10 protein-coding genes are annotated in these 11934 nt (G+C 69.0%); 3 read left to right on the top strand and 7 right to left on the bottom strand.

Translation table 11 applies throughout. From position 1 onward, the window contains the following. Nucleotides 1-120 precede the first annotated feature (120 nt). Together QE389_RS08295 and QE389_RS08300 are read right to left on the bottom strand one after the other, a co-directional pair. Complete coding sequence (locus QE389_RS08295) at nucleotides 121-2238, bottom strand: hypothetical protein (RefSeq protein WP_307366246.1); 2118 nt, start codon at nucleotides 2236-2238, stop codon at nucleotides 121-123. Between the two features lie 83 nt (nucleotides 2239-2321). Then, the gene (locus QE389_RS08300) at nucleotides 2322-2837 is read right to left on the bottom strand and encodes a hypothetical protein (protein WP_307366248.1); all 516 of its coding nucleotides are present in this window, start codon (nucleotides 2835-2837) and stop codon (nucleotides 2322-2324) included. A gap of 146 nt (nucleotides 2838-2983) precedes the next feature. Here QE389_RS08300 and QE389_RS08305 point away from each other — a divergent pair, with 146 nt between their 5' ends. Next, a complete protein-coding gene (locus tag QE389_RS08305; RefSeq protein WP_307366250.1) occupies nucleotides 2984-3694 on the top strand; it encodes a hypothetical protein in 711 nt (236 codons plus the stop codon). Nucleotides 3695-3834: 140 nt separating this feature from the next. Here the strand turns inward: QE389_RS08305 and QE389_RS08310 are convergent, their stop codons facing one another. The 3 genes from QE389_RS08310 to QE389_RS08320 form a co-directional block, all read right to left on the bottom strand. Continuing rightward, complete coding sequence (locus QE389_RS08310; protein ID WP_307366252.1) at nucleotides 3835-6336, bottom strand: prolyl oligopeptidase family serine peptidase; 2502 nt, start codon at nucleotides 6334-6336, stop codon at nucleotides 3835-3837. A 151-nt stretch (nucleotides 6337-6487) separates the two neighbouring features. Next, nucleotides 6488-7348: a ribokinase gene (locus QE389_RS08315; protein WP_307366255.1), complete on the bottom strand. Its 861-nt coding sequence runs from the start codon at nucleotides 7346-7348 to the stop codon at nucleotides 6488-6490. Next, nucleotides 7345-8310 (bottom strand): nucleoside hydrolase, encoded by a 966-nt coding sequence (locus QE389_RS08320; protein WP_307366257.1) that lies wholly within the window; start codon nucleotides 8308-8310, stop codon nucleotides 7345-7347. The genes QE389_RS08315 and QE389_RS08320 overlap by 4 nt, the downstream gene beginning before the upstream one ends. Before the next feature lie 129 nt (nucleotides 8311-8439). Between QE389_RS08320 and QE389_RS08325 the strand changes: the two genes are divergently transcribed. Together QE389_RS08325 and QE389_RS08330 are read left to right on the top strand one after the other, a co-directional pair. Further along, entirely contained in the window at nucleotides 8440-9270 is an 831-nt protein-coding gene (locus QE389_RS08325) for a TIGR02587 family membrane protein (protein ID WP_307366259.1), read from the top strand. Nucleotides 9271-9344: 74 nt separating this feature from the next. Further along, nucleotides 9345-9668, top strand: a complete 324-nt coding sequence (locus QE389_RS08330; protein ID WP_307366261.1) for a hypothetical protein — start codon at nucleotides 9345-9347, stop codon at nucleotides 9666-9668. 73 nt (nucleotides 9669-9741) lie between these two features. On the opposite strand, the gene QE389_RS08335 is transcribed toward QE389_RS08330, so the two are convergent. Both QE389_RS08335 and accD read right to left on the bottom strand, forming a co-directional pair. Then, nucleotides 9742-11028, bottom strand: a complete 1287-nt coding sequence (locus tag QE389_RS08335) for a folylpolyglutamate synthase/dihydrofolate synthase family protein (protein ID WP_307366263.1) — start codon at nucleotides 11026-11028, stop codon at nucleotides 9742-9744. Nucleotides 11029-11033: 5 nt separating this feature from the next. After that, nucleotides 11034-11924, bottom strand: a complete 891-nt coding sequence (gene accD, locus QE389_RS08340) for an acetyl-CoA carboxylase, carboxyltransferase subunit beta (RefSeq protein ID WP_307366265.1) — start codon at nucleotides 11922-11924, stop codon at nucleotides 11034-11036. Nucleotides 11925-11934: the final 10 nt, after the last annotated feature.

Genomic DNA, 11934 nt, shown 5'->3' on the forward strand with positions numbered 1-11934 from the left:
CTCTCGATGCCGACGCTCTCGCTTGGACGACGTTAGGTCAAGCGCCTATCGGTAATGGCCGCGATCAAAAGGCACTGGCGATGGCCGGCGCGAAGCGTGAAACGCTCTCAGCGCAGCCCTTCAGAACCGCCGTGACAGTTGGACCCTGACGGTCCGGCCCAGCGGGTCGCGATCATCGCGGCCGTATCCCGGCACCGGCCGGCCGTCCGCCCGTCGGGCGCCGGGCCGGGCGTCGAACAGGTTTTCGATTTCCAGGACGATCTGTCCGCCGCCGGCCCGGCGCCCGGCCTGTTCCGAGTCTTGCGCCCGACGGCTGGACAGGGTGAAGGCGCCGCGCAGGCTGAACGTCGTCAGGCCCCGGATCAGGATGTCACCGGGAGCGTCCCCTTGCGCGAGACGAAGGCGATAGGCGGACCGCCATTTGGCCGAAACGCTCCCGATCCACCGCCCCCTGCTGGTGTCCAGAAAGAGGGCGCCCTCCCACCGGGGCTGGCCGCCGCCGGCCAGAGTATCGATCCGCGTCATGCCGTCGCCGAGATCGGCCCGGTCGCGCAATCGACGCACGGCGTTCAGGTTCAGGCCGATCCACTGGGTTTCTCCGGCGGCGTCCGTCGCCAGCGGCAAGGCCGCGTTCAGATTGAGCGTCAAGGTGCGGGTGTCGCTGGCGGACAGGTTGCACGGGCGCTGATCGATCATCGTCAGACGCCCTTCCGCATCGCGGATGAAGCGGTCGGGATAGGCCGCCTCCAGCGCCGGTGTGGGCGTCGTCAGCACGGTGACGCCGTCCTCGCCCGTCGTTTGGTCATAGACCAGCCCCAGAAGGACGCCGCTCGCCATATAGGGGCCTGCGCTCAGTTCCAGAATCACCGACCGGGTCTCGACGTCTCGCAGCGCGGGATCGCCTCCGCGAATCGGAACGACCTGGACGGCTTCGCCTCGCGCCAGGTCGAAGACGGTCACGGGTTCGCCATAGACGACGGGCGCGTATCGCTGCTGCACGGAGGGCGGTTGGCGATCCGTCTTCAGCCGCGCCTCGAAGCGAAGACGATCCAGCGGCGACCACGCCAGCGCGGCGTTCAGCGCCTGGCCGCCGCCGACGGCGCCGCCCAGCGAGAGGCTGGTCTCGCCCAGGCCGAACGGCCCCTCCTCTTCCGGCGCGATCCTTCGGGTCAGGGGAATGGTCACGCCGCCGGTCATTCGGGCGGTCCAGGTCTCCGTGCCCGCCGCGCCCGCCGGTTCCGACGATCCGCCCTCGCCGCTTCTTCCCGCCTCGGTCGCGGACAGGGTCAGATTGGCGCGCAGGTCGCCGCCGGGCAGGGTCAGGAGGATTCGGCTGGCCGATCCGCTTGCGTCGATCGATCGGAGCGTCTGTCGCGTTTCGGAAAGGCCGGTCTGTCTGGACGCGGCCACGTCCAGTTTCAGCATCAGTTGCGTATTCCAGCCGCCGACCTCTCCCGACAGACCCAGGGCGGCGGCCACGGTGTTCGTCCGCGCGCCGTATCGCACGACGTCCTGGTTCAGGACCGTGACGGAGGTGGTTTCCGCCTGGCGCAGATCGGCGCGGAAACTGGACGACCAGGCGCCGACCGGGCGTATGGCCGCCAGGTTCAGGGCGGCGCCGCGTGCGCCGGGCAGCAGCGTGACCAGATCGTCGCCCGGCGTGCGCAGGGTGTATCCCTCGCGCTCGCGGACCCTCAGGGCCGTCGTCGAACTCACGTCGATTCCGGCCGTCAGGGCCGACTGGTCGGCCAGGGCCGCATAGCGCCCCTGGGCCTGAAGGCGCAGGCTTCCCGGATCGGTCGGTCCGCCCGCCTCGACCTGGCCCGTCGTCGTCTTGAACCGCCGCTCCAGCACCAGGTTCAACACCCGCCGTCCCGTGTCTTCGCCATAGAGGCCGGCCGCGCCGCGGGGCAGAACCTCCAGCCGGGCCAGCGCCTCGGGCGGAAAGCGGGTGAAGATCGAAGGGTCGGCCACCTTGCGGCCGTTGATGACCAGAACCGGCGGTTCGCGCTCGCCCAGGCGTTCGGAAACGCGCCCGACGACCTCGGCGATGTCCTGGGCGGCCAGGGCGTCGATGGCGGCGGGGTCATACGCCCGCTCGGGCGCGGCCAGGGCGCCGCCGCGACGCGCCGACACCTCCACGTCGTCCAGAACGACGACCGGCGGCGCATCCGCCTGCGCCTGGGGCGGCGCACCCGAAAGGACGACCGCCAGGACGGTCGGGATCGACGGAACCATCGAAGACATCAACCCGGCAAGCAGGGCGCCGAACGACATCGACGGGGCGCAGGTCGCGCCCCGTCGATGCGCCCGCACCGGAATCAGAAGCCCGAGATCGTATAGGTGACGCTGAAATCGCCCGTGGTCGAGTTCGAACTGGTGATCTGCGAGGTGCAGGTCGCCGTCGTGCCCCCGCTGGCGCCGCGAGACTGGGCGTTGCTGGAGAAGGTGTAACGCTTTCTCTGAGAGTTATAGACGGCCTGGGCGGTGAAAAAGCAGCCGAGTCTCGTGGTGGTGCCTTGATATGTCGCGTTGGCGGTTAAGTTCGGATTTGAACTAGTATTCTGATGGGCGCCGTATCCAGTGTCTCCAGCAGAGATTGGGCTGTCCGGGTAACTAACGTTGTAATTCGACGTCGTAACCGATTGCTCGTCGCTCGACATATTCTTGAACGTCGCCGTCAAGGTTCCGGCTGAAGCCGATCCTGCGGAGACAAACAGGACGGCGGACGCCGCAGCGCCGACGAACATTAGGGTGGATTTCATCGTGATGTTCCCTTGGCGGCGGGTGATTTGAAAGACGCGATAGCGACCGCCGAGCACGACCTTGCCCCACACCCCAAGCGCGAGTCTCCGATCAACTCTCGCGTGATCCAAAATAAACCGGCCCGCTCGTCATCACCCCTTAGCATTCGAATCGCAACTATGGGTTTTCGAATGAAGCGACTTCCGATTTCGGCCGAATCCTTTCGAACAGGTGCTAAATGTCCAACGTCACAAACGTCTCCACCGGCCCGTCTGCGGCATCGCTGGGCTCGGCGGGTGCGACCGAGCGGGGGGACGTCGATCCCAAATTCAAGGCGATCATCGATACGCTCAATGACGAAAGCGGAGCGGTCAGTGTGGCGGACAAAGCGGCCGCTTTGGCTGAATATCGCAAGACATCGAAAAATCTCTTTACCGCAAACCAAGCAACAAAAGATTATGCGACCAAGGGCATAAGCTCATCTTCTTTTCTGTCCCAAAGCACCTCCCTTCGTCATGAGGTATTCGAGATGAGTTATTCGAGTTCTGTCGATGACGCTCGGCCATCGTCAGAAAGACTTCAGGCGCTCCTGAATGCCTTTGATCGGCTCTCTGAGGACGAGAAGATCATGTTTGCGTCGGCAGGCAGTTCGACGCCCGAAGTGTGGCGCGCGAAGACCGAAGCCATGATGAAAATGCAGAAGGGCCTGGAAGACGCGCGGGCGAGCGGCGAACTGGGTTTCGACGGCAAGCCGACCGGCAAGGCCAGCGCCGCCCTCCAACTTCTGCTGGAGGCCGCCGACAGCTTCGACAAGGTGAACCAGGGCGACCCCGAGGCGGTCAAGGCCTGGGCCGAACGGTTCAACGACCAGATGTCCGCCGCCGACCGATCCTCCGCCTACCGCATCGACCTCTCCGACGAGGCCAAGGCCTATATGAATCGGCAATAGAGGGGCGATCCGTCTTCGGCGTCGGCTCCCGCCGCTCGGGTTTTCGCCGACGTTGCGTCAAGCGCCTGTCGCCGGGCCGAGGATCCGCCTCCGGTCCCGTCGTGATGCACGCCTTTGAAGGTCCGCACCGCTCAGGCGCCTCAATTCGCCGCCGGCCTCGGCGGCGCGTTCTTCACATACTGGTCCAGCCAGCGGGTCATTTCCCACAGCGTATGGCCCACCGATTCCCGCGCCCGGTATCCATGCGCCTCCAGCGGCAGGGTGACGTAGCGGGCCGTGGCCCCCAGCCCCTTCAGCGCCGCATAGAACCGTTCGGACTGGATCGGGAAGGTGCCGGAGTTGTCGTCCGCCTCGCCGTGGATCAGCAGGATCGGCTCGTTCAGCTTGTCCGCATAGGTGAAGGGCGACATCTGAGTATACACCTCGGTCGCCTCCCAATAGTTGCGCTGCTCGGACTGGAAGCCGAACGGCGTCAGCGTCCGGTTATAGGCGCCCGACCGTGCGATCCCCGTCCGGAACAGATCGGTGTGGACCAAGAGGTTCGCGGTCATGAAGGCGCCGTAGCTGTGGCCCCCGACGGCGATCCGGTCACGGTCCGCCACCCCCATCCGCACCACCGCGTCCACGGCGGCCTGGGCGTCGGCCGTCAGTTGCTGAACATAGGTGTCGTTCGGCTCGGCCCCGTCCTTGCCGATGATGGGCATGGAGGGGTTGTCAAAGATCGCATAGCCTTGCGTCAGCAGAAACAGATGGCTGGACCCGCCCGGCCGCACGAAGCGGTTCTGCACGTCCACCGTCTGGCCCGCCACCGCCGCATCGGTGAACTCGGCCGGATAGGCCCACATCAGCATCGGCAACGGCCCGTCGCGGTCCTTGTCGTAGCCGGCGGGCAGATACAGCGTCCCCGACAGCTTGACCCCGTCCGCCCGCTCATAGGTCACAAGCTGGCGCGTCGCCCCGGCCAGTTGCGGCGCCGGATCGGGGAAGTTGGTCAAGGCCGTGGTCTGGCCCGTGATCAGGTCGCGGATCTGCAGGTTGGGCGGATCCAGCCGCGTCTCGCGCTGCGTCACCACCCGCTTGCCGTCCGCGTCCAGGAAACCGACCACGAACTCATAGTCCGTATTGGCCGAGGTCCACAGGCGCTGGCTCTGTCCCGTCGCCGGGTCCAGGGCGGCCAGGAAGGGGAACTCGCCCTGCGGCGTGGCGCCGGCCCCCTGCATCAGGATTTTGCCATCAGGGGTGAAGCGCATCACCGACCGGCCCGCCGCATTGGGCTGCATCACCGGCTGGCCCGGATTGTCGTAGCGGGCCTGATAGTTCCGCTCCAGCAGCACCCGCCCCTGACCGGGGTTGGACGGATCGACCACGAACCGCGTCTCGTGCCGGGTGTTGAACCAGCGGCTGTTGACGATGGCCAGGTCGTCCTTGCCCCACTGGACGCCGCCGAACCGTTCCTTCAGGTCGATCAGCGTGACCGGCTCGCTCGTGAACGGGGCCGCCTGCATGAAGACCCGGTCGCGGAACTCGGCCGCCTTGCGGATGTCGCCGCCGTCCAGCGCCTCCACCCAGGTCAGGGTCGCCGGCGCATCGGCGCGCCAGCCGACCGAGCGCGGCCCCGGCGCCACGGCGTCGAAGGCGGTCGGCACGTCGTCCCTCAGCGGCAGATCGGCCACCGTCTTCACCACCCGCCCGTTCAGGTCCGTCACCCGGATGTCGGTTGGGAACAGGTCGTCCGGCACCGCATAGGAATAGGGCCGCTTGGCGATCTCATGCAGGATATATTTGCCGTCCGGCGAGACCGAGGCGTCCAGATAGACGGCCGGCGCCCCGATCGTCCGCGCACGGCCATTCAGCGGAACCAGGGTCAGCTGGCTGGTGAAATAGTGATCGAACAGGGCCTCGTCGCCCGGGTTCGACAGCAGGTCCTGATAAGTCCGAACCGGCGCCGCGCGTCCGGCCGTCTCCTCGATGTTCGGCCCCGTCGGCGCCGTCGTCACGTCGGGCGCCGGCCCGCGTCCGGCAGGCACCGCCTCGACCAGCAGGCCCGAACTGTCGGGCAGCCATTCATACCCCGACCCGCCCGTCATATTGACCACCGGATCGGTCAGCTTCCTCGCCCGCGCCGAGGCCACGTCCACGACCCACAGCTCCAGCCCCGTCGGCCGGTCCAGCACGAAGGCCAGCGACCTGGCGTCCGGCGAAAAGCGCGGGGCCGTGAACCGCGCGCCGCTGGGCAGGGCGACGACGCGAGGCCGCCCCCCGTCCACCGCCTGCAGGCTCAACCCCGTCAGCCAGGACACCCGGCTCTCGGCCGGTCCGTTGTTCCGGGGATTGATCCGCGTCCCCGCCAGCCGCAGCATCGGCTCGGCCAGCGCCTTGATGCCGGGCAGGTTCGACCTGTCCATCAGCACCAGCGTCTTGCGATCCGGGCTCAGCATCGACGACGGCGTCGGCTTGGCGTCCAGGATGTCCGCGATCGGCTGCGGCGGCTGCTGATAGACCACCGGCCCCGACGCCGACGGCGCCGCGCTTTGGCCCCCCGCAAGGGGGGCGGCCGTACTTTGAGCCAGAGCCGCTTGCGCCACGCCGCTCAGCAACACCGTCGTCAGCACAAGCCCGGCGCCACGTTTCCGCATCGTCATCGTCTGGACACCCCGCAAAACCCTGGGCCAGACCTAACCTCGCCCGCACGCCCGTGCCAACCCGTTTCGGCGTGACAGTGTCATGTCGCGGCTGAACGCATGTCTTTCCGCTCATCTCCGCGAAAGCGGAATGAACGGACGAGGCGAAGCCTTACTCGGCCAGCAATCCCTCCACCTGACGCCGCTCGGGGGCCGAGGGCTGCGCGCCCGGCCGCGTGACCGAAAAGGCCCCCGCCGCGCAGGCGAACCTCAGCGCCTCGGCCGGCGCCATCCCTTCCAGCAGGGCCACGGTGATGGCCGCGACGAAGACGTCCCCGGCCCCCGTGGCGTCCACCGCCTCGACGGCGGGCGGTGCGGCCCAGGCCGTCTCCACGCCGCGCTGATACAGGGTCGCCCCCTTTGCCCCCTTCGTCACCACCACCCGGCCGCCGCCCCGATGCAGGCCGTCGCCATAGAACTCGGCCTCGGTCTCGTTGACGACGATCAGGTCGGCGCGGCGCAGCAGGGCCTCCGACACCGGGGCGGCGGGCGCCAGGTTGGCGCAGACGAAGCCCGTCGCCCGGCCCACCGCCGCCTCCACCGTCTCGACCGGCAGTTCCAGCTGGACGATCAGGGCGCCCTCGATCCGCTGCGGCAGCTGTTCGGGCGTCACCAGATGATTGGCCCCGGCCGCCACCACGATCTGGTTCTCGCCGGTCGGATCGACGGCGATCAGGGCCACGCCCGTCGGCGCCGCCACATCGACCTCCACCCCAGCCAGGTCGACGCCCAGGTCCTCCATCAGGGCCAGGGCCTCGCCCGCCATCGCATCGTTCCCGACCCGGCCGATCAGACAGACCTCGGCGCCCCGCTTCTCGGCCGCCAATTTCTTGAGGGCATGGGCCTGATTGGCGCCCTTGCCGCCCGGATGCCGCGCCAGGGTCGCCCCCGTCACCGTCTCGCCCGGCGCGGGCAGTTGCGGGGCGGTGGCGACCAGATCCAGATTGATCGAACCGACGACGGTGATCCTCATGCCTCGCCCTCCAGCGCCTGATGCTTCAGCTTGTCGATGATCAGGTCGAACATCCCCTGCCCGTCCGCCATCGTCGCCCAGCGGTGCGGCGCCGTCGCCGGATCGACCCGGAACTCCACCGCTGTATGGCCGCGCGTCAGCTCCGAGGTCGTCTCCACCTCGATCCGGCAGGGCCGGGTCTCGAACAGTTCGGGCTTCAGCAACCAGGCGATGGGACAGGGATCGTGCAGGGGCGCCCCCCAATCGAACGTGGGCCAGCCGACCACTTCCCGCTCCACCCGCTGGGAGAAACGCAGCATGGCCGCGGCCGTCCGCGCCGGTTCGCTGTTGATCGCCTCGACGGCGGCGATGCGCGCCTCGGTCGCGCGCACCTGATGGGTCGCGTCCAGCCCGAAGGCGATCACCGGACAGCCGGAACCGAAAACCGCCGCAGCCGCCTCGGGATCGGCCCATATGTTGAACTCGGCGGACGGCGTGATGTTGCCGCCTTCCGACCGCGCGCCGCCCATCACGACCACCTGGCCCAGCCGTTCGGCCAGCCGCCGTTCGCGCCGCATCGCCAGGGCCAGATTGGTCATCGGCCCCAGGATCACGACCGTGACCGTCCCTTCCGGCCGGCTCATGACCAGATCGACGATGGCGTTGGCCGCCGGCCCGTCGCCGACGATGGCCGTCGGCTCGAACGGCTCGAGGTCGCCCAGACCCTCGACCCCGTGAAACGCTCCGGCGCCCGCAGGCGGTCGCTTCAGCGGCCGTTCGGCCCCGCCGAACACCGGCACGTCCTCGCGCCCGGCGATCTGGCGGATGATGCGGGCGTTCCTCTGGGTCTTGGCCCCCGGAACGTTGCCCCCGACCGTGGTGACGGCCAGCAGGTTCAACGCGGGCGCGGCGAAGGCCAGCAGCAGGGCCACGGCGTCGTCCACGCCGGGGTCGCAGTCGATGATGACGGACTGAATAGACACCCGCCTTGGCTTAGGCAGCCCGACCGCCTCGGGCAAGCGCTCTTGTCATCGTTCTTGTCATCGTTCCGGGGCGCGGCCCGAACACGACCCGCATCCGGAGCGGAACCGTCCCTGGGGCGTTCAGGCGCCATGACCGCCGCCGCGCCGCTTGTCGATCTGGGGAAGGAACGCGGCTATGTCCGCGATCTGGGCCGGGCCTTCGGCGGGGCGCTGATCTTCGGCATCCCCCTGCTGATGACGATGGAGATGTGGCAGGCGGGCGTGGCGCTGGATCGGTGGCGTCTCCTGGCCTTCGTCCTGGCGGGCCTGCCCCTGCTGTACGGCCTGGCCTATTACGCCGGCTTCTCGAACCGGCGCGGCCCGGTGAACGAGGCGCTGGACACGGCCGTGGCCCTGGCCGTCGGCTTCGTCGCCGCCCTTGTGCTTCTGTTTCTGTTCGGCGTGCTGGATCTGACGGCGCCGCTGGACAAGACGGTCGGCATGGTCGCCCTTCAGGCCGTACCCGGCGCCATGGGCGCCCTTCTGGCCCGACGCCAGCTCAGCGGCGAGGCGGCCGGCGAAACCCAGGAAGACGAGGCTTCCTATGTCGGGGAGCTGTTCCTGATGACCGCCGGCGCCCTGTTCTTCGCCCTGAACGTCGCCCCGACCGAGGAGATGATCCTGATCGCCTACAAGGCCACGCCGCTGCACGCGCTGGCCCTGATCGCCGTCTCCATCGGCCTTCTGCATCTGATCGTGTTCAAGGCCGGGTTCGCCGGTCAGGAAGAGGCCGACCACCCCGTCGCCGCCTTCTTCCACTTCACCCTGCCCGGCTACGCCATCGCGCTGACGGTCAGTTTTCTGGCCCTGGCCCTGTTCGGCCGCACCGACGGCCACGCCCTGAGCGGGGTCGTGCAGACGGTCGTGGTCCTGGGCTTTCCCGCCTCGGTCGGCGCCGCCGCCGCCCGTCTTCTGGTCTGACGCCCATGCCCGCCAGGACAAGACCCCACAATAAAGCCGATCCTCGCACGGCTCGCCCCATCCTTCAGTGGGTCATGGCCGCCCTGGGCGCCGGCGTCACCCTGGCGGTCGTCGCCGTGGTGATCGGAGAGGCGCTGCAACCCGCCGCCCCGCCGGCCCTGTCCGCCCGCATCGTTCAGGTTCAGCCGACCGCCGCCGGATTCGTGACGACCATCCGTGTACAGAACGATGGCGCCGACACGGCCGCCGCCGTTGCTATCGAGGGCGTCCTGGGCGGCCAGACGGCGAGCGCCACCCTGGACTATGTGCCCGGCCGCGGCCACGCCGTCGCCTATCTCCGCTTCGACGCCGACCCGCGCGCCGCCGTTGTCTCGGTCAAGGGCTGGTCGGCGCCTTGAGCCTGCGCTGCCGGTTCCGCACGCGGCGCTTCAGCCGGAACCGCGGCGCGGTTTCGTCTAAAACGATCGGGCTCTAGTCCGGCCAGGTCGCGCGGTCGGCGGCCAGCACCTGGCCCGCCAGATACAGCGATCCGCAGATGGCCACCCGTCCCGCCCCGAGCCGCAGGGCCAGGTCCAGGGCCTGCTGCACCGATCCGGCCGGGGTCGCGGCCAGGCCGTGGCCGCGCGCGACCGCCGCCAGGGCCGCCGGGTCCGCCGCCGCGCCTTCGAAGCCGACGGTGAAGACCGTGGCCTGGCTGTCCTTCAGGGCGGCGAAGAAGCCACCGGCGTCCTTGTTGGCCAGCATGCCGCAGATCAGGGCCAGCGGACGTGGCGCCCGCGCCTGGCGCTCCGCCAGAAACGACGCCAGGGCCCGCGCGGCGTGCGGATTATGTCCCCCGTCCAGCCACAGTTCGGCGTCCGCCGCCCGTGCCGCCTCGCCATAGGGACCGGCCGAAATCCGTTGCAGCCGCGCAGGCCAGCGCACGGTCTTCAATCCCTCGGCGATGGCGGCCTCCGGCAGGTCCAGCTCCAGAGCCGCCGCGATGGCCACGCCCGCATTGTCGATCTGGTGTGCGCCCGCCAGACCTGGCGCGGGCAGGTCCAGAAACCGCTCCTGGTTCTGGAACACCAGTCCGCCGCGTTCGGCCCAAGCGTCGAAGTCCACGCCCATCACCGTCAGGGGCGCATGGACGGCGGCGCCCGCGCGCGCGATGGCGGCCATGGCGACCTCCTGCTGCCGCGCGACCACCCCCGGCGCGCCGGGTTTCAGCACCCCGGCCTTCTCGGCCGCAATGCCCGCCAGATCGGTCCCCAGAAACTCGGCGTGGTCGTAATCGACCGGCGCGATCACGCTCAACAGCGGCCGCTCGATCACATTGGTGGCGTCCAGCACCCCGCCCAGGCCCACCTCGATGACCGCCAGGTCGGCAGGGGTCTCGCTCATGGCCACGAAGGCGGCGGCGGTGGTGCTTTCGAACACCGTCGCCTCGCCCCCAGAATGGAAAGCGGCGGCCTCGATCCGGTCCAGGATGGCGTTCAGCGCCTGATCCTCGATCAATTTTCCGGCCAGCCTGATCCGCTCGTTGAACCGCACCAGATGGGGCGAGGTATAGGCATGGACCCGCAAGCCCGCGGCCTCGGCGATGGCGCGGATCAGGGCGACGGTCGATCCCTTGCCGTTGGTGCCCGCCACATGCACGACCGGCGGCAGCCGGTGCTGCGGATCGCCCAGGGCCGCGCACAGCGTTCGCATGCGATCCAGCGACAGGTCGATCCGTTGCGGATGCCGCGCGCGCAGGCGCTCGGAAATAGGGTCCACGGCCGTCAGGCCGCCTGGCGGTTTCCGCCCATCAGCATGGACAGGATCTGACCCAGCATGCGCGGCAGGTCGGCGCGCGCGACCACCTGGTCGACCATGCCCTTTTCCTGCAGATATTCGGCGCGCTGGAAGCCCGGCGGCAGTTTCTCGCGGATGGTGGCCTCGATCACGCGCGGGCCGGCGAAACCGATCAGGGCGCCTGGCTCGGCCAGATGCACGTCGCCCAGCATGGCGTAGGAGGCCGTCACCCCGCCCGTCGTCGGGTCGGTCAGGACCACGGCGTAGGGCAGCTTGGCCGCCTTCACCTCGTCCACCGCCAGGGTGGTGCGCGCCATCTGCATCAGGGACAGGGCGCCTTCCTGCATCCGCGCCCCGCCGGCGGCGGTGAAGCAGATCAGCGGAACCTTGCGGGCCACGGCCTCGCGCGCGGCCTTGATGAAGGCTTCGCCCGCCGCCATGCCCAGCGACCCGCCCATGAAGGTGAAGTCCTGCACGACGACCACGGCCTGCTGCCCCCCCACCGCGCCGCAGCCGATGGCCATGGTGTCCTTGCGCCCCGCCGCCTTGCGCGCCGCGTTCAGACGGTCCTTGTAGGATTTGCCGTCCGAGAATTTCAGCGGGTCCTCGGGCACGTCCGGCGTCTCGATCGCCTCATAGGCGCCGCCGTCGAAGGTGGCCTTCAGCCGCGTCGGCGCGTCGATCCGCATGTGCCGGCCCGACGGCGTCACCCACAGGGCGGTCTCCAGGTCCGGGCGATACAGCATCTCGCCGCTGTCGGGGTCCTTGACCCACAGATTGTCGGGCGTGTCGCGGCGCGAGACGATCTTTCGCACGCCGGGGGCAAAGCGGCTGAGCCAGCCGCCGCGCTTTTCCTGAGGCTTGGTCTTGTCGTTCATCCGCGCGCTC

Origin of the sequence: Brevundimonas sp. SORGH_AS_0993, assembly GCF_030818545.1 — a bacterium.
Lineage (GTDB): Bacteria > Pseudomonadota > Alphaproteobacteria > Caulobacterales > Caulobacteraceae > Brevundimonas.

Excerpts from the sequence above, each read along its gene's own strand:
- QE389_RS08295 (WP_307366246.1), bottom strand. The coding sequence starts at position 2,238 with ATGGTTCCGTCGATCCCGACCGTCCTGGCGGTCGTCCTTTCGGGTGCG.
- QE389_RS08305 (WP_307366250.1), top strand. The coding sequence starts at position 2,984 with ATGTCCAACGTCACAAACGTCTCCACCGGCCCGTCTGCGGCATCGCTG.
- QE389_RS08310 (WP_307366252.1), bottom strand. The coding sequence starts at position 6,336 with ATGACGATGCGGAAACGTGGCGCCGGGCTTGTGCTGACGACGGTGTTG.
- QE389_RS08315 (WP_307366255.1), bottom strand. The coding sequence starts at position 7,348 with ATGAGGATCACCGTCGTCGGTTCGATCAATCTGGATCTGGTCGCCACC.
- QE389_RS08325 (WP_307366259.1), top strand. The coding sequence starts at position 8,440 with ATGACCGCCGCCGCGCCGCTTGTCGATCTGGGGAAGGAACGCGGCTAT.
- QE389_RS08330 (WP_307366261.1), top strand. The coding sequence starts at position 9,345 with ATGGCCGCCCTGGGCGCCGGCGTCACCCTGGCGGTCGTCGCCGTGGTG.
- accD (WP_307366265.1), bottom strand. The coding sequence starts at position 11,924 with ATGAACGACAAGACCAAGCCTCAGGAAAAGCGCGGCGGCTGGCTCAGC.